Consider the following 19875-nt stretch of genomic DNA (forward strand, 5'->3'; position numbering starts at 1 on the left):
CGCGGCTCAGGTCCGCTTGGCGACGACGGCGGCCACGGCCTGGCGGTACGCTGCATCGATCGCCTCGGTACTGCGCACCGTCATGCCGAGGTCCTGCAGCAGGCCGTCGTGCACGGCGTAGGCCCAGCCGTGCACCTGGATGTCCTGGTTCTTCGCCCAGGCGTCCGTCATCACCGTGCTGACCGACAGGTTCACCACCTGCTCGATCACGTTCAGTTCCACGAGCGCGTCCAGCTTCCGATCGGCCGGGATGCGTTCCAGCAGGTCGCGGTGGCGGTCGCGCACGTCCTGGATGTGGCGGATCCAGTTGTCCGCCAGGCCGATGCGCGTGCCGTGCAGCGCCGCCTGCACGCCGCCGCAGCCGTAGTGGCCGACCACCATGATGTGCTTGACCTTGAGCATCTCCACGGCGAACTGCACGGTGGACAGCGCGTTGAGGTCGGAGTGCACCACCACGTTGGCGATGTTGCGGTGGACGAAGACCTCGCCGGGCTCCAGCCCGGTGATCTGGTTGGCGGGGACGCGGCTGTCGGAGCAGCCGATCCACATGTAGCGCGGCTTCTGCTGCTTGGTGAGCGCGCTGAAGAAGCCGGGGCGGTCGCGCTCCATCTGCGCGGCCCAGGCGCGGTTGTGGGCGAAGAGGTCGGGGATGGTGTTCGGCATGGTCTATTTTCGCGCCGCGGCCCTACATCGTCTCGGCGAACAGCTCGCGGCCGATCAGCATGCGGCGGATCTCGCTGGTGCCGGCGCCGATCTCGTAGAGCTTGGCGTCGCGCCAGATGCGGCCCAGCGGGAACTCGTTGATGTAGCCGTTGCCGCCGAAGATCTGGATGCCCTCGCCGGCCATCCACGTCGCCTTCTCGGCGCACCACAGGATGACGGAGGCGCAGTCCTTGCGCACCTGGCGCACGTGCTCGCTGCCCAGCTGGTCGAGGTTCTTGCCCACCGTGTAGCAGAAGGCGCGCGCCGCCTGCAGCACCGTGTACATGTCGGCCAGCTTGCCCTGGATGAGCTGGAACTCGCCGATGCTCTGGCCGAACTGCTTGCGGTCGTGGACGTAGGGGATCACGTTGTCCATCACGGCCTGCATGAGGCCGATCGGGCCGGCGGCCAGCACGGCGCGCTCGTAGTCGAGTCCGCTCATCAGCACCTTGGCGCCGCCGTTGACGGCGCCCAGCACGTTCTCCGCCGGCACCTCGACGTCCCGGAACACCAGCTCGCCGGTGTGGCTGCCGCGCATGCCGAGCTTGTCGAGCTTCTGCGCGACCGAGAAGCCCTTCATGGTCTTCTCGATCAGGAAGGCCGTGACGCCGCGCGCGCCCAGTTCCGGCTCGGTCTTGGCGTAGACCACCAGCGTGTCGGCGTCGGGGCCGTTGGTGATCCACATCTTGCTGCCGTTCAGGACGTAGTAGCCGCCCTTGTCCTGCGCCTTCAGCTTCATCGAGATCACGTCGCTGCCGGCGCCCGGCTCGCTCATCGCGAGCGCGCCCACGTGCTCGCCCGAGATCAGCCTGGGCAGGTACTTCTTCTTCTGCGCCTCGGTGCCGTTGCGCTTGATCTGGTTGACGCAGAGGTTGCTGTGCGCGCCGTAGGAGAGGCCCACCGACGCCGAAGCGCGCGAGATCTCCTCCATCGCCAGCATGTGCGCGAGGTAGCCCATGTTGGCGCCGCCGTATTCCTCGGGCACGGTGATGCCCAGGACGCCCAGCTCGCCCATCTTGCGCCACAGGTCCATGGGGAACTGGTCGCTGCGGTCGATCTCGGCCGCGCGCGGCGCGATCTCGCTCTGCGCGAAGGCGTGCACGGTGTCGCGCAGGGCCTCGAGGTCTTCGCCGAGGCCGAAATCCAGGCCGGGTAGTTGCATCGCTTGCTCCTTGTGGTGGGCGTCAGTGCCGGATGCCGGCGCGGCCCGTGATCGTCATCAGCGTGGCGCCCATGGTGGCGACCAGCTTCTCGCGGCCCTCGTGCAGCGCGAACGCGCGGCCTTCGGTGACGGTGATGGTGCGCCCCGGCTTCAGCACCGTGCCTTCCATGCGGAAGCGGGTGCCCTGCGCGGGGGCCAGCAGGTTGATCTTGAACTCGATGGTCAGCACGCCGGCGTCGGCGGGCATCAGCGTCGAGGCGGCGTAGCCGCACGCGGAGTCGAGCGCCGCGGCCACCATGCCGGCGTGCAGGAAACCGTGCTGCTGCGTGAGCGCCTGCTGCCAGGGCAGCTCGATCACGACCCGGCCCGGCGCGATCTCGCCCAGCGTCGCGCCGATGGTGGCCATCGCGCCCTGGAGCGCGAAGCTGCCGCGCACGCGCTCGGCGAAGTCCGGGTCCTGCGGTTCGAAGCGGGGGGCGTCCATGGGCGGGGGAGTTGACGTTGACGTAAACGTCAATTATGCCCTGAGCTTGTCCTTCTCCAGGCGCGACAGCAGCGCCCGCGCCTCCTTCTCGTGCGTGCGCACCTCGTCGAGGTTGGCCTGCAGCTCCGCCATCTGCTCCTCCAGCTGCTGCCGGTGCTGCGCCAGGATGGCGAGGAACTTGCGCAGCTGCGGCCCGGTGTCGCGCGGGCTGTCGTACATGTCGATGATGTCGCGCGCCTCGGTGAGCGACAGGCCCAGGCGCTTGGCCCGCAGCGTCAGCTTCAGCCGCGTGCGGTCGCGCGGGCTGTAGACGCGGTTGCGCCCGCCGGGGCCGGAGCGCTCCGGCTGCAGCAGGCCCATGTCCTCGTAGAAGCGGATCGCGCGCGTGGTGAGGTCGAACTCGCGGGCGAGGTCGCTGATGGTGTACGTGGTGGGCGGGGGCGTGGCGGCCATGGGGAATGTCGGCGGAAGCGGCGGGGCCGGGCGGCCCTGCCTACAATGCGGGATTACATCTGACGTTTACGTCAACGTCAATTCCCTCGCCCATGAACCTCCTCGAACGAGAACTGCAGTACCCCCTGGGCGACACCCTGCCCGAGCCCGGCGCCACCCTGGAGGTCGCCCCCGGCGTGCACTGGATCCGCATGGCCCTGCCCTTCGCGCTGGACCACATCAACCTCTGGCTGCTGCGCGACCGCCTCGACGGCCGCGAAGGCTGGACCGTCGTCGACTGCTGCGTCGCCCGCGACGAAGCCAAGGCGCAGTGGGAACAGGTGTTCGCCGATCGGCTGAAAGGGCTGCCGGTGCTGCGCGTGATCGTCACGCACATGCACCCGGACCACATCGGCCTGGCGCAGTGGCTGTGCGAACGCTGGAGCACGCCGGAGCACGAGTGCCGGCTGTGGATCAGCGCCACGGACTACCACGCGGCGCGGCTCGCGTCGCAGAGCACCTCCGCCTTCTGCGGCGAGGGCGCGGCGCGCTTCTTCGCCTCGCACGGGCTGGACGATCCCGCGACCGTGGAGCAGGTGCGCGCACGCGCCAGCTACTACCCGACGCTGGTGCCGGCGGTGCCGCCGCGCTACCGCCGCATGCAGGACGGGGACCTGCTGGCGATCGGCGGGCGCAGCTGGCGCTGCATCAGCGGCTACGGCCACGCGCCGGAGCACATCGCGCTGTACTGCGACGAGCTGCAGGTGCTGGTGAGCGGCGACATGGTGCTGCCGCGCATCTCCACCAACGTGAGCGTGTACGAGATGGAGCCGGAGGGCAACGCGCTGGCGCTGTTCCTCGCGTCCATCGACCGCTTCGACGAGCTGCCGGCAAGGACGCTCGTGCTGCCCTCGCACGGCAAGCCCTTCCGCGGCCTGCACGAGCGCATCCGCCAGCTGCACGAGCACCACCGCGAGCGGCTGGGGGAAGTGCTGGCCGCCAGCCGAACGCAGGCCTTGTCGGCCGCGGACATCCTGCCGCTGCTGTTCAGGCGCAAGCTGGACCTGCACCAGACGACCTTCGCCATGGGCGAGGCGATCGCGCACCTGCACGCGCTGTGGCATGCGGGCCAGCTGCGGCGGGCGCGGGACGCGAAGGGTGTCTGGCGGTTTTCCGCCGCCTGATGCTGGGGCACTGCCTGAGCGACGAGAGGAACGCAGAGGACGCAGAGGTTGCGCAGAGAACGCAGAAGGACATCCCTAGAAGGTATTCCTCTGCGTCCTCTGCGAAGTTTCTGCGTCCTCTGCGTTCTGATCGCATCAGGCGCACGCCCTTCACCAAGCGGGCAGCGCCTCGTCCCGCAGCTGCCCGCGCAGCTCGGAATAGTTCGGCACCACCGAACGCACAGTGTCCCAGAAGCGCGGGCTGTGGTCCATCACGCGCAGGTGGCTCAGTTCGTGGGCGACGACGTAGTCGATCACGGGCAGGCGGAAGTGCACCAGGCGCCAGTTCAGGCGGATCGAGCCGTCGCTGTGCGCCGTGCCCCACAGCGTGCCGGCGCTGCTGAGGGTGAGGCGCTTCCAGCGCACGTCCAGCAGCGGCGCGTAGTGGTCCAGCCGCTCCGTGAAGAGCGTGCGCGCCTGGCGCATCAGCCAGGCCTGCACGGCGTCGCGGATCTGCGCCGGCTGGGCGTTCTGCGCGAGGCCGATGTGCAGCGTCTGGCGGGCGACGCCGGGCAAGGTGGTGTCGTCCGTGTGCAGCACGCCGCCGGTCTCGCGGAAGTCGTGGCGCGGGTCCAGCACCACGATCACCGGCTCGCCGAGCCAGGGGAAGGTGGCGCCGTCCTTCCACTCGACGCGCGCGGCCTCGAGCCGCTCGTTGCGCTCGCGCGCGGCTTCGAGCTTGCTGACGATCCAGCGCGCCTTGGTCCGGATCGCCTGCTCCACTTCGCCCAGCGGCACCCAGCGCGGGGCGCTCACCACCAGGCCCTCGGGGCCGACGGCGAAACCGATGTTCTTGCGGCGCGCGCGCCGGAATTCGTAGGCGACCAGCACCTCGCCCAGGCGCGTCTCGCGGTTCGCGTCGGGATGGCGGAAGGCCTGCGGCGCGATCAGGTCGGCGAGGGGCTCGCCGCGCACGCGCTCGCTGTCGGGAATGGGGGGCGCCGGCGTCCGGGCCGCGGGAGGCGCCGGTTTCGGCTCGTCGAACAGGTCGAGGAGGAGCTGAAACGGCGACTGCATGGGCCGCGATTCTAAGCGGCCGGCCCTCGCGCTCGCCAGCGGCGTTACACCTGCGCGGGCTCTTTCGCCGCCGTCTCCGAGTAGGCCTCGGGGTCCAGGCGGCGCATCTCGGATTCGATCCAGGTCTCCACTTCCCGCATCAGTTCGTCGGCGGAGCGGCCGGCGCTCGGGATCGGCTTGCCGATGGAGACCTCCACCAGGCCCGGATGCTTGATGAAGGCCTTGCGCGGCCAGCAGCGCGCCGAGGCCACCGCGATCGGGATCACCGGCGCGCCGGTGGCCACCGCGAGGCGCGTGCCGCCGGACTTGTAGGTGCCGGCCTGGCCGCGCGGGATGCGCGTGCCTTCGGGGAACATGATCACCCACACGCCCTGCGCGAGCAGACGCTTGCCCTGCTCCACCACCTTGTTGAAGGCCTGCGCGCGCTGGCTGCGGTCGATGTGCACCATGTCCAGCCGGCCGATCGCCCAGCCGAAGAAGGGGATGTACAGCAGCTCGCGCTTGAAGACGTAGGCGAGCGGGTGCGGCATCAGCACCGGCATCAGGAAGGTTTCGAGCGTGGACTGGTGCTTCACCAGCAGGATCGCCGGGCTGGTCTCGCCCTGCGGCAGGTTCTCCATGCCCTGCACGCGCCAGCGCACGCCGCACAGCACGGCCAGGCCGTACATCACCTGCTTCAGCCAGGCCTGCGCGATGCCGTACAGCGCCACGCCGCTGGCGAAGGGCGCCATCACCAGGATCGCCAGCGCATAGGGGATCACGGTCACCAGCATCCAGGCGCCGTGGAGGATCGATCGGATCAGGGCCATGGCGGCGGTCAGGCGGGACGGTCGGAAGGATTCGCGGCCGGGCGCGGCACGGGGGCGCGCGCGATCAGCCAGTCGGCGAAGGCGGAGAGGTCCTGGTGCACGCGCGTGCCGGGCGGATAGCCCTCCGGCAGCGGCTGGCCGCGCAGCGAGGCTGCCTTGCCGGTGAGCACCAGGTGCGGCTGGCAGCCGACCGTCGCGCCGGCCTGCAGGTCGCGCGGCGTGTCGCCGACCACGTGCGTGGTGCGCAGGTCGACGCCGAAGCGCTCGCCGATCTGCTCGAACAGGCCCGGCAGCGGCTTGCGGCACTGGCAGCCCTCGTCCGGGCTGTGCGGGCAGTAGAACACGGCGTCGATGCGGCCACCGAGCGCGCCCAGGGCCTTGTGCATCTTGGCGTGGATCGCGTTGAGCGAGCCCACGTCGAAGAGGCCGCGGCCGAGGCCGGACTGGTTGGAGGCGATGGCCACGTGCCAGCCGGCGTGGTTCAGGCGCGCGATCGCCTCCAGCGCGCAGGGCAGCGGGATCCACTCCTCCGGCGTCTTGATGAACTCGTCGCTGTCGACGTTGATGGTGCCGTCGCGATCGAGGATGACGAGCTTCATAGGCCTCCCGCCGGGCCGCCCCAAGGGAGGCCAGCCCCCTCGGGGGGCAGCGACGACACGAAGTGCGGAGCGTGGGGGCTCATGACGCCAAGCGCGAAAGGTCGGCGACGCGGTTCATTGCCTGGTGCAGGGTCGCGAGCAGGCCCAGGCGGTTCAGGCGCAGGTCGGCCTGTTCGGCGTTGACCATCACGTCGTCGAAGAACGTGTCGACCGGCGCGCGCAACGCGGCCAGCGTCTGCAGCGAGGCGGTGTAGTCGCCGGACTCGAACTGCGCGCGTGCGCGCGGCCCGGTGTCCTGCATCGCGGCGTACAGCGCCTTCTCGGCGGGCTCCTGCAGCAGCGGCTCGCTCACGTGCGCGTCGGCGCGCTCGGCCTTCTTCAGGATGTTGGCGATGCGCTTGTTGGCCGCGGCGAGCGCGGGCGCCTCGGGCAGCGCGGCGAACGCGCGCACGGCGGCGAGGCGCTTGGCGACGTCGCCCAGGCGCTGCGGCCGCAGCGCGAGCACCGCTTCCACTTCCTGCGCGCTGTAGCCCTGCTCGCGCAGCTGGCCCGCGAGGCGCTCGTAGATGAAGTCGGTGAGCTGCTCCGCCGTGCCGGGCTGCGCCTGCGGGAACAGGCCCAGCGCCTCGGTGACCAGCTCGCCCAGCGCGAGCGGGAGGTCCTTTTCCATCAGCATGCGCACGATGCCCAGCGCATGGCGGCGCAGCGCGAACGGGTCCTTGTCGCCGGTGGGCAGCTGGCCGATCGCGAACAGGCCCGCGAGCGTCTCCAGCTTGTCCGCCAGCGCGACGACCAGGCCCAGCTCGTTGCGCGGCAGGGCATCGCCGGCGAAGCGCGGGCGATAGTGGTCCTCGATGGCCGCCGCGATCTCGTCGCCCAGGCCGTCGTGGCGCGCGTAGTAGCCGCCCATCACGCCCTGCAGCTCGGGGAACTCGCCGACCATGTCGGTGAGCAGGTCCGCCTTGGCGAGGCGCGCGGCCGTGTCGGCAGCGTGCGCGAGCCGGTCGCTGCCCAGCTGCGCGGCGATCACCTTGGCGATGGCGCGCACGCGCTCGATGCGCTCGCCCTGCGTGCCCAGCTTGTTGTGGTAGACGACCTTCGCGAGGCCCGGCACCCGCGACTCCAGCGTCTTCCTGCGGTCCTGGTCGAAGAAGAACTTGGCGTCGGCCAGCCGCGGGCGCACGACGCGCTCGTTGCCGCCGATCACCGCGCCCGGGTCCTGGGGGCGGATGTTGCTCACGACCAGGAAGCGGTTGGTCAGCTTGCCTTGTGCGTCCAGCAGCGGGAAGTACTTCTGGTTGGCCTTCATCGTGAGGATGAGGCACTCCTGCGGCACTTCCAGGAATTCGGGCTCGAAGCGGCAGGTGAGCACGTTGGGGCGCTCGACCAGCGCCGTGACTTCGTCGAGCAGCGCGTCGTCCTCGATCGGCCGGGCGCCGCCGCCGGCCTGCGCCGCCGCGGCCTGCAGCTGGCGTGCGATCTCCGCGCGCCGCTTCTCGAACGACGGGATGACGGCGCCCTGCTCCTGCATCTGCTGCTCGTAGGCGTCCGCGTCGCGCAGGGCGAAGGCCTGCACGGGCGCCTCGAAGCGGTGGCCTTCGGTCGTGTTGGAAGCGCGCAGGCCCAGCACCTCGATGTCGACCACCTTGGCGCCGTGCAGCGCGACCAGCCGGTGCGCGGGGCGCACGAACTTCACGTCGGTCCAGCCGTCGGCGAGCTGGTAGGTCATGACCTTGGGGATCGGCAGCTTGGCGATGCTCTCGTCCAGCGCCTTCTGCAGGCCGTCGGCGAGCGTGACGCCAGGCACGGTGCTGTCGTGGAACAGCGCCTCGGCCTTGCCGTCCTGCACGCGCTTCAGGCGCGGCACCGCGGAGGCGTCGGCGCCCAGCGCCTGGAGCTTCTTCAGCAGCGCGGGCGTGGGCTGGCCGGAGGCATCGAGGCCCACGCTCACCGGCATCAGCTTCTGCGACACCTGGCGGTCGGCGGCGCGGGGCGCCACGGCCGTGATGTGCGCGGCCAGCCGACGCGGCGAGGCGAACGCGGTGAGCTGCGATTCGCGCGAGGCGAGGCCCTGGGAGCGCAGCTGCTCCAGCAGCACGCCGGCGAAGGATTCGCCCAGCTTGCGCAGCGCCTTGGGCGGCAGTTCCTCGACCAGGAGTTCGACGAGCAGGTTGTCCATCAGGCCGCCTTCTTCTGCAGTTCGGCCACCCACTCGCGCGGCGCCATCGGGAAGCCCAGGCGCTCGCGGCTCTCGTAGTAGGCCTGGGCGACGCTGCGCGCCAGGTTGCGGATGCGGCCGATGTAGGCCGCGCGTTCGGTGACGCTGATCGCGCCGCGCGCGTCCAGCAGGTTGAAGGTGTGCGCCGCCTTGAGCACCTGCTCGTAGGCGGGCAGCGCGAGCTGCTGCTCCATCAGGTGCTTCGCCTGTTTCTCGTGCGCCGCGAAGGCGGTGAACAGGAAGTCGACGTCGGCGTGCTCGAAGTTGTAGGTCGACTGCTCCACCTCGTTCTGGTGGTAGACGTCGCCGTAGCTGAGGCCCTCGGTCCACGTGAGGTCGTAGACGTTGTCCACGCCCTGCAGGTACATGGCCAGGCGCTCCAGTCCGTAGGTGATCTCGCCCGTGATCGGCTTGCACTCGATGCCGCCCACCTGCTGGAAGTAGGTGAACTGCGTGACCTCCATGCCATTGAGCCAGACTTCCCAGCCCAGGCCCCAGGCACCCAGCGTCGGGTTCTCCCAGTCGTCCTCGACGAAGCGGATGTCGTTCTTCTTCAGGTCGAAGCCCAGCGCCTCCAGCGAGCCGAGGTACAGCTCCAGGATGTTGGCCGGCGCCGGCTTGAGGACCACCTGGTACTGGTAGTAGTGCTGCAGGCGGTTCGGGTTCTGGCCGTAGCGGCCGTCCTTGGGCCGGCGGCTGGGCTGCACGTAGGCCGCCTTCCAGGGCTCGGGGCCGATGGCGCGCAGGAAGGTCGCGGTGTGCGAGGTGCCCGCGCCGACCTCCATGTCGTAGGGCTGCAGCAGCGCGCAGCCCTGGGCGTCCCAGTAGGCCTGCAGCTTGAGGATCAGTTGCTGGAATGTGAGCATAGGCTGCGGGGCGCCGGCATGCGCCTGCCCCGTCGTGCGGACCGGCGGCCCGCGGAACCGTCCATTTTAGGGCTGCGCCCGCCGGCGGCCCACCATCCACGCGGCGAGGGCGGCTGCGCCGGCCAGGATCCACAGCGGCGCGAGGCCGAAGCGGGCCACCCAGCGCGCGAAGGGCGTGAAGCGCGTGCCACCCTCGACTTCGCCGACCAGCACGCCGCGGGTGAGCCGCGGCAGCAGCTGCGTCACGCGCCCGGTGCGGTCGACGATGGCCGTCGCGCCCGTGTTGGTGGCGCGGATCATGGGACGCGCGAACTCCAGCGCGCGCATGCGGCTGATCTGCAGGTGCTGGTCGATCGCCACCGTGTCGCCGAACCAGCCGATGTTGCTGAGGTTGACGAAGATGGTCGGGGCGCTCTCCGGGTCGGTGAAGCGCGCGCCCAGCTCCTCGCCGAACAGGTCCTCGTAGCAGATGTTGGGCGCCAGCCGCTGTCCCTGCCAGGAGAACGAGGGCTGGCCGAGGCCTCCGCGGTTGAAGTCGCCCAGCGGGATGTTCATCATCCGCGTGAACCACTTGAACAGCGGCGGGATGAATTCGCCGAAGGGGACCAGGTGGTGCTTGTCGTACCTGTAGCCGCCGGCGCCCGGCGCGAAGCCGATCACGGAATTCGTGTAGCCGGTCTCGAAGCTGCCCAGGGGAATGCCCACCAGCGCCGCGCGGTCGCCCTGGGCGAAGGCCGTGCGCAGCGCGGGCAGGTAGTCCTCGGGCAGTTGCGCCGGCAGCAGCGGGATCGCCGTTTCCGGCGCGACGACCAGCTGCGCGCGGGTGTCGCGCAGCATGCGGCCGTACCAGTCCAGCGCCAGCGGGATGCCGCTGCCGCCCTCGAACTTCTCGTCCTGCGGGATGTTTCCCTGCAGCAGCGCGACGCGCAGCCGCGGCCCCGGCGGCTCCGGCGCGGCGATGCGGGCCGAGACCAGGCCTGCGGCCAGCAGGCCGGCACTGGCCAGCACGGCGAGCCGGTAGCTTCCCGTGCCGCGCGCCGCCGACTGGGCGAGCAGCGACAGCTGCCACGCGAGCCACGCCGCGACGGCGCCGATGCCATAGACGCCGACCCAGGGCGCGAGCGGCGCGAGCGGCCCCTCGACGTGCGCATAGCCGCCGGCGCCCCACGGGAAGCCGGTGAACAGCGTCGCGCGCAGCAGCTCCGCGCCCAGCCAGAGGCCGGCGAACAGCAGGCCGTCGCGCCAGGGCCGGTGGGTGGCGGCGCCGCGCAGCAGTCCGGCCGCGAGCGCGTAGTACAGCGCGAGGAAGCCGGCCAGCAGCAGCACGGCGGCAGCGGCGAGGGGCGAGGCCAGCCCGCCGTAGACGTGCATGGAGATGAACATCCACCAGAAGGTGCCGGCAAGCCAGCAGGTGGCGAACACCCAGGCGGCCAGCGCCGCGCCGCGCCGGGAAGCTTGTCTTTGCAGGACGCCGGCGAGCACCGCCAGGGACAGCAGCTGCAGCCACCACAGCGGCTGGCCGGTGGGCGGCCAGGCGAGCGAGAGCGCCTGCAAGCCGCCGGCGACAGCCGCGACGGCCAGCGCGATCCAGCGGGCCGCGATCGCAGTCAAGCCGGGCTGCCGTCGCGGTCGGCGGGAGAGACCTTGAACCAGCGGACGGCCCCGCCCTTGGTGTGCAGCACCACGAACTTCAGGCCCGCCACCACCGCGGTCTCGCCGCGCTTGGGCACGTGCCCCAGCCGGTGCGCGATCAGGCCGCCGACGGTGTCGAACTCGCGCTCTTCCTCCTCGGTGGCCAGCTCCACGCCGAAGGCCTCGTTCACGCGCTCGATGGTGGTGTCGCCGCTCACGCGGTAGGTGCGGTCGGCCAGGCCGAAGATGTCGCCTTCGTCCTCGACGATGTCGAACTCGTCCTCGATCTCGCCGACGATCTGCTCCAGCACGTCCTCGATGGTGATCAGGCCGGCCACGCGCCCGAACTCGTCGATGACGATGGCCAGGTGGTTGCGGTTGCCGCGGAACTCGCGCAGAAGGTCGTTCAGGCCCTTGCTTTCGGGCACGAACACGGCCGGGCGCAGCAGCGCGCGCGGGTTGAGCGAAGGGGAGCGCTGCAGCTTCAGCAGGTCCTTCGCGAGCAGGATGCCGATGATGTTCTCGCGGTCCTCGCCTTCGTAGACGGGGAAGCGCGAGTGCGCCGTGCTGATGACGACGTGCAGGATGTCCTCGTACGGCGCGTCGATGTTGACGAGGTCCATCCGCGGCGCGGCCACCATTACGTCGCCGGCCGTGAGTTCGGCCATCCGGATCACGCCTTCCAGCATGACCCGCGACTCCGGGCCGATGATGTCGTTTTCCTCGGCGTCGGCCAGCGCTTCGATCAGCTCCGCCTTCGAGTCCGGGCCGGGGTGGATGAACTCGGCGACTTTCTGCAGGAAGGTGCGCTTGTCCTGCTTCTCGTGCGCGGCGCGCGCAGGGTGGGGGTCAGACACGGCCGTGAGGCGGGAGTGGAGTTGCCCCAAGGATAACGGATTGGCCGGGCAGGCTGGCTCGAGCGGACGCGGGCGCCTTCAGCGGCCGCTCTTGTTGCGCGCGGCGGCCGCGCCCCGGCGGATTTCCTGCAGGCTCGCGAGGAATTCCAGCAGCATCCTGGCCTGCGCCTTGACGCGGTAGTCCGCCTGGGCCACCTGCTCGTCGACCAGTTCGCTCACGCGGCTGTCCAGCGTGGCAGGCGGCAGGCGCAGGTAGGCCTCGGTTTCGCCACCCGCGCGTTCCAGGCTGGCGCCGCCCTTGCGGGCGATCTTGATCATGGCGCGGTTTTCCGACAGGGCATGGATGAACATCAGCTCCACGCCCTCGTTGCGGGCGTGGACCACGGCGCGATCGAACAGCCGCGATCCGTAGCCGCGGCCGCGTGCCTTCGCGAGCACCGAGACGGCGAATTCGGCGCCGACGGGGCTGCCCGGGGCGGGTGCGAGGAATGCCAGGTGCGCCATGGCGATCAGTTCCAGGCGGCGGTTGAAGATGCCGAAGACCTGGTCGCGGTCGAAATCGAGCCCGTCCACGTAGCGCTGGATCTGCTCGTCGTTGGCCGGGAAGCCGAAGCGCAGGTAGCGGTCGTGCTCGTCCAGCGCCAGCAGGTGCTCCGCGATCCGGCGCAGGTGGCGCCGCCCGAGGGTGCGGATCGGCACCAGGCCGGGGGTCGGCTTGTCTTGGCTGGCGTCTGTCATGGTCGCAATTTAAGGGTTTTCCCGGAAAGATCCACCGCCCATCCGGGATCCCCTGTTGATGCCATGCCGGGAAGGCCCGACGCAACGTTTTCACACAACGTGCTACAACTATTTCGGCGTTTGCCGGCCGACCCGCCATGTCCGTCCCTTCGCTCCACGGATCCGCGTTCACCCGCGCCACCAAGGTCATCGCGGTGGCCGACGTGGTCGAGTCCGTGCGCCTGATGGAGCAGGCCGAGCACGCCTTCATCCGCCGCTGGCACAGTTTCGTGAACTACGTGCACGAGCAGGCGCCGCTGCACTCCGGCCGCCTGCACAAGAGCCTCGGGGACGGGCTCATGCTGGAGTTCGCGGACGCGGCGGGCTGCATCCGCGCCGCGCTGGCCATGCAGGCCTGGTTCCGCGACGTCAACCAGGGGCTCGCGCCCGAAGAGCACGTGCACCTGCGCATCGGCGCGCACGTGGCGGACTTCGTCGCGGACAAGTACGACATCTACGGGACCGACGTGAACCTCGCCGCGCGCATCGCCACGCTCGCGGGCCCCGGCGAGGTGGTGATCTCGCAGGCCCTGCGCGACCGGCTGGGCCGGGCGCTGCCGCTGCACCTCGTGGACCTCGGCCCCTGCCACCTGAAGCACGTGAAGCAGCCGGTGCACGCCTATCGCATCGGCCAGGCCGGGGCGCCGCCCGTGCTGCCGGCGCAGGAGATCGGGCTGCGCTCGAGCGTGGCGGTGCTGCCCTTTCCGACGGACGGTCCGCCGGTGGGCGGCATCGCCGGCGAGACGCTGGCGGACGAACTGGTGAGCGCGCTGGCGCGCAGCGACGCGCTGCAAGTGGTCTCGCGCATGACGGCGGTTCCCCCCGAGGGCGAGCGGGACAACCCGCCGGCGCCGCAGGCGGCCCCGCGCTACCTGCTGGCCGGCCGGGCCCGGGCGCAGGCGGGCAGCCTGGCCCTGTATGCCGAGCTCGCCGACGCCACCAACGGCCACGTCGTCTGGGCCGACAGCTTCCAGCCCGCCTCCCCGGAAACGGGCCTGCTGGACAGCCGGCTGCTCGCGCAAGTCCTGGCCGGGGTGCACGGCGCGGTGATCCAGCACGAGGTGCAGGCGGCGGCAGACCGGCCCCTGCCGGCGCTGGACGGCTCCGCCCTGCTGCTCGCGTCGCTCGGCCTGATGCACCGGCTGGCTCCGCTCGACATGGAGCAGGCGCGGCGCATGCTGGAACACCTGCTCGAACGCTGGCGGCGCCACCCGATGCCGCATGCCTGGCTGGCCCACCTGCACATCCTGCAGGTCCAGCAGGCGTGCGCCGGCTTCGCCCGGCACGAAGCCTCGCTCGCGCGGGCGCACGCCACGGCGGCGGCGCAGGCGGACCCCGGATCGCCGCTGGTGCTGGCGCTGGAGGGCTACACCTGCCTGCATGGCATGCGCAACGCCGAAGCCGCGGCCGAGCGCTATGGGCAGGCCCTGAGCCTGCGCGGCCAGCATTCGCTGGCCTTGCTGTTCCAGGCGGAGCTGCTGGCGCTGCGCGGCGCCACCCGCCAGGCGCGCGATGCCGCTGCGCAGGCGCGCGAGAGTCTCTCGCTGGAACCTCTGCGCTTCATCTACGACGCGATCGGGGCGATGTGCGCCCTGGCCGACGGCGACGCCCCGGCGTCGGCGCAGCTCGCGCAGGCGGCGCTGCAGCGCAATCCGCGCTACGTGCCGGCGTGGCGGACGTTGATCGTGGCGCAGGTGGAGAGCGAGCGCCTGGGCGAAGCACGGGGCAGCCAGCAGCAGCTGCTGAAGCGGCAGCCGGCCTTCACCGTCTCGGGATTCATCGGCTCGACCCCGCTGCACGAGGCGCTGGAGGCGCGCTACGCCGATGCGCTGGTGCAGGCCGGTGCGCCGCCGCGCTGACCGCGACGCCTACCAGCGCGCGGGCAGCTTCTTCTTGAGGGTGATGCGCTTGATGCCCAGTTCCACGTAGCCGCCCTTTTCCAGGTCCTTGAGCAGGCGGCTGACCATTTCGCGCGAGGCGCCGACGCGGCTGGCGATCTGCTGGTGCGTGATCTGCGTCAGCTGCACGGGGGCCTGGCTGCTGGCGGGGCCGTGCTCGCCTTCCAGCGTGTGGATCACGCGCCCGTAGACGTCCATGAGGGCCATCTGGCGCGCCGTCTCGGTGGCGGAGCGGGCGCGGCGGATCACCTGCGTGACCAGCTGCAGGGCGAAGCCCGGCTCCTCGGCGAGGTGCAGCTGCACGGCGGCGCGCGAGACCAGGGAGCAGAGGCAGGGCTCGACCGTCATCACGGAGGCGGAACGCGGGCCGCCGTCGAGCGACATTTCGCCGAAGTAGTCGCCGGCGTGGATGGTGCCGTAGGTGATCTCGCGCCCGTTCTCGTCGGTGGCGTACACCTTCACCTGGCCTTGCAGCAGGACGAACAGGGAGTCGCCGGGCTCGCCCTCGTTGAGGATGATGGTGTTCTTGCGGTAGCTGCGCACGATGCCGCGGGCCGACAGCCGCGCGAGCGACGGCTCCAGTTCGGCCGTGCCGCGCTCCTGGTCCGCGGCGATCCTGGACACGTTCATGGCGTCCTCCCCTTGCCAAAAAACTCTAGCACGGCCGCTGCCGTCCCCCCTAGAGGGTTGGCTAGTGCAGCGGATCCTGCAGGTGCGCCGCGCCGATGGGCGGCAGCACGGCGACCTGGCCGACCAGCGCCCGCACGCCGTTGGAGTGCGTCTTGGCGCACATGCTGCGGACATGGCTGCGCACGGTGGACACCGCCACCTTGAGCTGCAGCGCGATCTGCGGGGCGGAGTAGCCCTGGCACAGGATGGCGAGCACCTGCTCCTCGGACGGCGTGAGGCCGTGGGTGCGGGCGAAGAAGCAGAGCATGACGGCGTCGCAGACCGACGTCCGGGAGAACACCAGCGCCACCGAATGCACACTGTGGGGGCCTTCCGACCGCAGCGGCACGACGGCGATGCTGACGCGCTTGCGCGCCGGCGAACGCAGCGCGACCAGGCTGCGGCGGCCGGTCTCGGCCTTGGCGAGCGCCTGCGTCAGGAGTTTGGACTGGGCGGCGTCGGTGGTGCGCAGCTGCCCCTCCTGCACGGAGAGCACCTGCCGGTGCGCGAGCTCGTGGCGGGCCGCGTGGTTGGCGTGCAGGAGGCGGCCCTTGGTGGTCGCCAGCAGGACGCCGCACGCCAGTTCGTCCATCAGCAGCGACAGGCCGTGGCCGGGTGACTCCGGCAAGCCGGCCAGGAAAACGGCGCTGCGGGCGCCCTCGAGTGCTCCATCCATTAGTTTTCTCCCCCTGCGGTTGTGGGGGCCAAGCTTAGGAAGGCGCCAGCACGGCCGGTAGACATTTTCGGCGGCCGCCGAGGTGAAGATTCACCTTGACGGAACTCCCGCGCGGCCCACCAGTTCCAGGCAGGCGTCCCGCAGCCGGCGGTCGAAGGCGAGCGCCACGTGCGGCTGGCCGGGCAGGAAGCGGTTGTCGGCGTGGGGCAGCGTCGCCGTGCACGGGGGGAACACGACGTTGTCGCAGTTCGAATACCAGCACGTCGCCGGCGGCAGTCCCTGGCGCTGTTCCGCGGCAGTGAGCGCGGCGAGCCAGTCGCTGTGCCTGCGCATCTGCCGGCCGTTGGGCCTGCGGCTGAAACGCGCGAGCCAGGTGCCGTGGTGGGGCGAGCCGATCGTGACGAGATGCGCGATGGGTGTGCGTCCTTCCGTGGTGCGCCACCAGGCGCGCGCCGCGAGGCCGCCCATGCTGTGGGCGATGACGACAGGGGCGCGGCCCGTGAGCTGTGCGACACGCGCGACGGCGGCGTCGATGGCCGGCGCGTAGTCGTCGATGGAGGCGAAGACCGGTTCCAGGTTGACGGCGACGAACGCGTGGCCGCGCGCCTGCAGTTCGCGCATCCAGGGGTTCCAGAAGCCGCGGTTGCACATGAAGCCGTGCACGAGGACGACACCGGTGCGCCCGGCGCAGGCGGGATCGAGGTGGTCGGCTATGGCGCGCCAGCGGAACGGCTGGCGGCCATAGAAGGTGCGGAACAGGTGGAGGGTTTCGGCGAGCCAGGCGCGCGCGAGTTGCGGTGCCCGGGCTTTCGGCGCCGGGTCGGCCCGGTTCACGCGCGCGCCGATGGCGAGCTCCAGGGCCAGCACCGCGGGAGCGACGGCCAGGATCGCGAGGGTGCCGGCGACGGCCTGCCAGGGCGATGCGGGCCAGCGCCCCAGCAGCCACGCGAGCGCCAGGGCGAACTGCGAGAGGCAGGCGGCGCGCAGCAGTCGAGCGAGGCTGGATCGGCGCGGCATCGAAGGCAGTATCCCACGCGTGCTCCGCCCTAGGACAAGCCCGCTCACGGCCCGCATCCGCTCTCTGCACAATGCCGCGCGAAGGAGCACGGGATGCTGCAGAAGAACTGGCTGAAGAACTATCCGGCGGGCGTGCCGCACGACATCGATCCGGAGCAGTATGCGTCGCTCACGCAGCTGCTGGAGGAGTCCTTCCGCAAGAACGCGAACCGGCCGTTTTCCGTCTGCATGGAACGCTGGATGACCTACGGGCAGCTGGATGCGTTCTCGCGGGCGCTCGGCGCCTGGCTGCAGTCGCGCGGCCTGGAGCCGGGTGCGCGCGTGGCCATCATGCTTCCCAACGTTCCGCAGTTCGCGGTGGCGATGGCGGCCGTGCTGCGCGCGGGCTACACGTGCGTGAACGTGAACCCGCTGTACACGGCGCGGGAACTGGAGCACCAGCTGAAGGATTCCGGCGCGACGGCGATCGTGATCCTGGAGAACTTCTGCCACACGCTGGAACAGGCGATCGGCGAGACCGGCGTGCGCCATGTCGTCGTCACGGGCATGGGCGACCTGCTGGGCGGGATGTACGGCCACTGGATCACGTTCGCCGTTCGGCACCTGGCCAAGATGGTCCCGGCGTATCGGCTGCCGCTCTCGGACGGGCGCACCGTCACGCCGTGGTCCGCTGCCCTGGCCGAAGGCGCGCGCGGCACGCTGAAGGCGGCGCCGCAGACGCTGGATTCGGTCGCCTTCCTGCAGTACACGGGGGGAACGACCGGGCTGTCCAAGGGTGCGATCCTGACCCATCGCAACATCGTGGCGGCGATCCTGCAGGCGGAGGCCTGGTTCACGCCGGCGCTCGGCCGCGTCGGCGACGTCAGCCGGATCAACGGGATCGCCGCCTTGCCGCTGTACCACATCTTCGCGCTCACGCTGTGCCTGCTGGCGATCCGCTGGGGGGCGCACCTGACGCTCATCCCGAATCCGCGCGACATCGGCCGCTTCGTCGAGGTGCTGAAGAAGAGGCCCTTCCACATGCTGCCGGCGGTCAACACCTTGTTCAACGCGCTGCTGCAGCATCCGCAATTCCGTTCGGTCGACTTCTCGCAGCTTTGCGTGTCGCAGGCCGGCGGCATGGCTGCGTCCGAAGGCACGGCGCGCCAGTGGCGGCAGGTGACGGGCTCCACGATGGTGGAGGGCTGGGGCATGAGCGAGACCTGCGCGATCGGCACCAACAATCCGGTCGATGCCACGGAGTTTTCCGGCACGATCGGCCTGCCGCTTCCGGGGATCGACATCGCGATCAAGGACGACGCGGGGCAGTCGCTGCCGCCGGGACAGGCCGGAGAGATCTGCATCCGCGGGCCCAACGTGACGCAGGGCTACTATCGGCAGCCGGAGGAGAACGCGAAGGCGTTCACGGCGGACGGCTACCTGCGCACGGGCGACGTCGGCATCATGGACGAGCGCGGCCACACGCGCATCGTCGACCGCAAGAAGGACATGATCCTGGTGAGCGGCTTCAACGTGTATCCCAACGAACTGGAGAATGTCATCTCGCTCTGCCCTGGCGTCGTGGAGTGCGCCGCGGTCGGCGTGCCGGACGAGAAGCAGGGCGAAGCGATCAAGGTGTTCGTGGTGAAGAGCGATTCCACCCTCACGGAGGAGGGAGTCGCCGACCACTGCCGCGCGAACCTGACGGGCTACAAGGTGCCGAAGTACATCGAATTCCGCGACGAGCTGCCCAAGTCGAACGTGGGCAAGATCCTGAGGCGCGAGCTCCGCGCTCCGCATTGACGGGGCCGCTCATGCAGTCGCTGCTGCCTCCGGGCGTCGTTGTGCTGGAGCGCGGGTGGCTTTCCTCCAACAGCATCCTGGTGCTGGGGCGGGACGAGGCGGCCCTGGTCGACAGCGGCTACTGGACGCATGCGGGGCAGACGCTGGAGCTGGTGGAGCGCGCGGTGGGAACACGGGCGCTCACGAAGCTCGTCAACACCCATCTCCACAGCGACCACTGCGGCGGCAACTCGGCATTGCAGGAACGCTATCCGGACCTGCAGGTCTTCATTCCACCTGGCCTGGCCGACGCGGTGCGCGACTGGGATCCCGTGGCGCTGACTTATGCACCGACCGGGCAGCATTGCCCGCGTTTTCGCTTCGACGACGTGGTCCGGCCCGGCCAGTTGCTCGACCTCGCCGGCGTACGATGGGAAGTTCACGGTGCCCCGGGCCACGACCCGCATTCGGTCGTGCTGTTCGAGCCTGCTTCACGCACGCTGGCATCCGCGGATGCGCTCTGGCAGAACGGGTTCGGGGTGGTGTTCCAGGAGCTGGAGGGGGAATCCGCGTTCGACGAAGTTGCTGGCACGCTGGACACGATCGATCGCCTTCAGCCCAGGTTGGTCATCCCTGGACACGGTGCGGTGTTCAGCGACGTCCAAGCCGCCCTCGGGCGCGCCCGCAGCCGCCTGGCCGCTTACCGCTCGGATCCTCGGCGCCACGCGGCTCATGGGGCGAAAGTCCTGCTCAAGTTCAAGTTGCTCGAGCTTCAGGAGGCGCCGCGGGAACGGTTCCTGATCTGGGCGGAGAGTGCGGACTACTTGCGGCTGGTGCACGGCCGGTTCTTTGCCGATGCGCCGCTCACTCACTGGATTACGTCCCTTCTGGACGAACTGGTCACCGTCGGCGCGGCGCGCATGTCCGGCAGCGTCATCCTGAACACCTGAAAGGCGCGCGCCAAAACAAAAGGCCCGGCATTTCTGCCGGGCCTTCGTCGCTATAACAGCCTGACGATGTCCTACTTTCACACGGGAATCCGCACTATCATCGGCGCAGAGGCGTTTCACTGTCCT

General features: G+C 70.3%; 19 protein-coding genes. 4 read left to right on the forward strand and 15 right to left on the reverse strand.

Features of this window, described 5'->3' with window-relative positions; translation table 11 throughout:
• Positions 1 to 6: 6 nt before the first annotated feature.
• The 4 genes from can to ACY0MJ_RS20700 are packed head-to-tail and all read right to left on the reverse strand — an operon-like array spanning position 7 to position 2801.
• The gene (gene can / locus ACY0MJ_RS20685) at positions 7 to 663 is read right to left on the reverse strand and encodes a carbonate dehydratase (RefSeq protein ID WP_462640438.1); all 657 of its coding nucleotides are present in this window, start codon (positions 661 to 663) and stop codon (positions 7 to 9) included.
• Between the two features lie 22 nt (positions 664 to 685).
• Positions 686 to 1864 (reverse strand): isovaleryl-CoA dehydrogenase, encoded by a 1179-nt coding sequence (locus tag ACY0MJ_RS20690; RefSeq protein WP_462640439.1) that lies wholly within the window; start codon positions 1862 to 1864, stop codon positions 686 to 688.
• Positions 1865 to 1886: 22 nt separating this feature from the next.
• Positions 1887 to 2348 (reverse strand): PaaI family thioesterase, encoded by a 462-nt coding sequence (locus ACY0MJ_RS20695; RefSeq protein WP_462640440.1) that lies wholly within the window; start codon positions 2346 to 2348, stop codon positions 1887 to 1889.
• Between the two features lie 33 nt (positions 2349 to 2381).
• On the reverse strand, positions 2382 to 2801 hold the full coding sequence (locus tag ACY0MJ_RS20700; protein ID WP_462640441.1) for a MerR family transcriptional regulator: 420 nt from the start codon (positions 2799 to 2801) through the stop codon (positions 2382 to 2384).
• Positions 2802 to 2893: 92 nt separating this feature from the next.
• Between ACY0MJ_RS20700 and ACY0MJ_RS20705 the strand changes: the two genes are divergently transcribed.
• Entirely contained in the window at positions 2894 to 3964 is a 1071-nt protein-coding gene (locus tag ACY0MJ_RS20705; RefSeq protein ID WP_462640442.1) for an MBL fold metallo-hydrolase, read from the forward strand.
• Between the two features lie 150 nt (positions 3965 to 4114).
• On the opposite strand, the gene ACY0MJ_RS20710 is transcribed toward ACY0MJ_RS20705, so the two are convergent.
• The 8 genes from ACY0MJ_RS20710 to ACY0MJ_RS20745 all read right to left on the reverse strand — a co-directional run bounded on the left by ACY0MJ_RS20710 (position 4115) and on the right by ACY0MJ_RS20745 (position 12739).
• Complete coding sequence (locus ACY0MJ_RS20710) at positions 4115 to 5020, reverse strand: M48 family metallopeptidase (protein WP_462640443.1); 906 nt, start codon at positions 5018 to 5020, stop codon at positions 4115 to 4117.
• 44 nt (positions 5021 to 5064) lie between these two features.
• On the reverse strand, positions 5065 to 5829 hold the full coding sequence (locus ACY0MJ_RS20715) for a lysophospholipid acyltransferase family protein (protein ID WP_462640444.1): 765 nt from the start codon (positions 5827 to 5829) through the stop codon (positions 5065 to 5067).
• A gap of 8 nt (positions 5830 to 5837) precedes the next feature.
• Positions 5838 to 6428, reverse strand: a complete 591-nt coding sequence (gene gmhB, locus ACY0MJ_RS20720; RefSeq protein WP_462640445.1) for a D-glycero-beta-D-manno-heptose 1,7-bisphosphate 7-phosphatase — start codon at positions 6426 to 6428, stop codon at positions 5838 to 5840.
• Between the two features lie 79 nt (positions 6429 to 6507).
• Positions 6508 to 8607: a glycine--tRNA ligase subunit beta gene (glyS, locus tag ACY0MJ_RS20725; RefSeq protein ID WP_462640446.1), complete on the reverse strand. Its 2100-nt coding sequence runs from the start codon at positions 8605 to 8607 to the stop codon at positions 6508 to 6510.
• Positions 8607 to 9512: a glycine--tRNA ligase subunit alpha gene (glyQ, locus tag ACY0MJ_RS20730; RefSeq protein WP_462640447.1), complete on the reverse strand. Its 906-nt coding sequence runs from the start codon at positions 9510 to 9512 to the stop codon at positions 8607 to 8609. Before glyQ ends, glyS begins: the two co-directional genes overlap by 1 nt.
• A gap of 66 nt (positions 9513 to 9578) precedes the next feature.
• Positions 9579 to 11123, reverse strand: a complete 1545-nt coding sequence (lnt, locus tag ACY0MJ_RS20735; RefSeq protein WP_462640448.1) for an apolipoprotein N-acyltransferase — start codon at positions 11121 to 11123, stop codon at positions 9579 to 9581.
• Positions 11120 to 12001, reverse strand: a complete 882-nt coding sequence (locus tag ACY0MJ_RS20740; protein ID WP_462640449.1) for an HlyC/CorC family transporter — start codon at positions 11999 to 12001, stop codon at positions 11120 to 11122. Before ACY0MJ_RS20740 ends, lnt begins: the two co-directional genes overlap by 4 nt.
• Before the next feature lie 78 nt (positions 12002 to 12079).
• Positions 12080 to 12739 carry a GNAT family N-acetyltransferase gene (locus ACY0MJ_RS20745; RefSeq protein ID WP_462640450.1) on the reverse strand — a complete coding sequence of 220 codons (660 nt, stop codon included), beginning with the start codon at positions 12737 to 12739 and terminating at the stop codon, positions 12080 to 12082.
• Positions 12740 to 12876: 137 nt separating this feature from the next.
• Here ACY0MJ_RS20745 and ACY0MJ_RS20750 point away from each other — a divergent pair, with 137 nt between their 5' ends.
• Complete coding sequence (locus ACY0MJ_RS20750) at positions 12877 to 14637, forward strand: adenylate/guanylate cyclase domain-containing protein (RefSeq protein WP_462640451.1); 1761 nt, start codon at positions 12877 to 12879, stop codon at positions 14635 to 14637.
• A gap of 9 nt (positions 14638 to 14646) precedes the next feature.
• Here ACY0MJ_RS20750 and ACY0MJ_RS20755 read toward each other — a convergent pair whose 3' ends face one another.
• The 3 genes from ACY0MJ_RS20755 to ACY0MJ_RS20765 all read right to left on the reverse strand — a co-directional run bounded on the left by ACY0MJ_RS20755 (position 14647) and on the right by ACY0MJ_RS20765 (position 17038).
• A complete protein-coding gene (locus ACY0MJ_RS20755; RefSeq protein WP_462640452.1) occupies positions 14647 to 15306 on the reverse strand; it encodes a Crp/Fnr family transcriptional regulator in 660 nt (219 codons plus the stop codon).
• Positions 15307 to 15367: 61 nt separating this feature from the next.
• The gene (locus tag ACY0MJ_RS20760) at positions 15368 to 16021 is read right to left on the reverse strand and encodes a helix-turn-helix transcriptional regulator (RefSeq protein ID WP_462640453.1); all 654 of its coding nucleotides are present in this window, start codon (positions 16019 to 16021) and stop codon (positions 15368 to 15370) included.
• Positions 16022 to 16111: 90 nt separating this feature from the next.
• A complete protein-coding gene (locus tag ACY0MJ_RS20765) occupies positions 16112 to 17038 on the reverse strand; it encodes an esterase/lipase family protein (RefSeq protein WP_462640454.1) in 927 nt (308 codons plus the stop codon).
• Positions 17039 to 17131: 93 nt separating this feature from the next.
• On the opposite strand from ACY0MJ_RS20765, the gene ACY0MJ_RS20770 reads away from it, so the two are divergent.
• Both ACY0MJ_RS20770 and ACY0MJ_RS20775 read left to right on the forward strand, forming a co-directional pair.
• On the forward strand, positions 17132 to 18820 hold the full coding sequence (locus tag ACY0MJ_RS20770; protein ID WP_462640455.1) for an AMP-binding protein: 1689 nt from the start codon (positions 17132 to 17134) through the stop codon (positions 18818 to 18820).
• 11 nt (positions 18821 to 18831) lie between these two features.
• A complete protein-coding gene (locus ACY0MJ_RS20775; RefSeq protein ID WP_462640456.1) occupies positions 18832 to 19749 on the forward strand; it encodes an MBL fold metallo-hydrolase in 918 nt (305 codons plus the stop codon).
• The last annotated feature ends 126 nt before the right edge of the window (positions 19750 to 19875 follow it).

This window comes from Ramlibacter sp. bp-362, from assembly GCF_054956735.1.

Excerpts from the sequence above, each read along its gene's own strand:
- ACY0MJ_RS20760 (WP_462640453.1), bottom strand. The coding sequence starts at position 16,021 with ATGGATGGAGCACTCGAGGGCGCCCGCAGCGCCGTTTTCCTGGCCGGC.
- ACY0MJ_RS20745 (WP_462640450.1), bottom strand. The coding sequence starts at position 12,739 with ATGACAGACGCCAGCCAAGACAAGCCGACCCCCGGCCTGGTGCCGATC.
- can (WP_462640438.1), bottom strand. The coding sequence starts at position 663 with ATGCCGAACACCATCCCCGACCTCTTCGCCCACAACCGCGCCTGGGCC.
- ACY0MJ_RS20750 (WP_462640451.1), top strand. The coding sequence starts at position 12,877 with ATGTCCGTCCCTTCGCTCCACGGATCCGCGTTCACCCGCGCCACCAAG.
- ACY0MJ_RS20765 (WP_462640454.1), bottom strand. The coding sequence starts at position 17,038 with ATGCCGCGCCGATCCAGCCTCGCTCGACTGCTGCGCGCCGCCTGCCTC.
- ACY0MJ_RS20770 (WP_462640455.1), top strand. The coding sequence starts at position 17,132 with ATGCTGCAGAAGAACTGGCTGAAGAACTATCCGGCGGGCGTGCCGCAC.
- ACY0MJ_RS20775 (WP_462640456.1), top strand. The coding sequence starts at position 18,832 with ATGCAGTCGCTGCTGCCTCCGGGCGTCGTTGTGCTGGAGCGCGGGTGG.
- glyS (WP_462640446.1), bottom strand. The coding sequence starts at position 8,607 with ATGGACAACCTGCTCGTCGAACTCCTGGTCGAGGAACTGCCGCCCAAG.
- ACY0MJ_RS20690 (WP_462640439.1), bottom strand. The coding sequence starts at position 1,864 with ATGCAACTACCCGGCCTGGATTTCGGCCTCGGCGAAGACCTCGAGGCC.
- gmhB (WP_462640445.1), bottom strand. The coding sequence starts at position 6,428 with ATGAAGCTCGTCATCCTCGATCGCGACGGCACCATCAACGTCGACAGC.
- ACY0MJ_RS20695 (WP_462640440.1), bottom strand. The coding sequence starts at position 2,348 with ATGGACGCCCCCCGCTTCGAACCGCAGGACCCGGACTTCGCCGAGCGC.
- ACY0MJ_RS20705 (WP_462640442.1), top strand. The coding sequence starts at position 2,894 with ATGAACCTCCTCGAACGAGAACTGCAGTACCCCCTGGGCGACACCCTG.
- ACY0MJ_RS20755 (WP_462640452.1), bottom strand. The coding sequence starts at position 15,306 with ATGAACGTGTCCAGGATCGCCGCGGACCAGGAGCGCGGCACGGCCGAA.
- ACY0MJ_RS20715 (WP_462640444.1), bottom strand. The coding sequence starts at position 5,829 with ATGGCCCTGATCCGATCGATCCTCCACGGCGCCTGGATGCTGGTGACC.
- ACY0MJ_RS20700 (WP_462640441.1), bottom strand. The coding sequence starts at position 2,801 with ATGGCCGCCACGCCCCCGCCCACCACGTACACCATCAGCGACCTCGCC.
- ACY0MJ_RS20710 (WP_462640443.1), bottom strand. The coding sequence starts at position 5,020 with ATGCAGTCGCCGTTTCAGCTCCTCCTCGACCTGTTCGACGAGCCGAAA.
- glyQ (WP_462640447.1), bottom strand. The coding sequence starts at position 9,512 with ATGCTCACATTCCAGCAACTGATCCTCAAGCTGCAGGCCTACTGGGAC.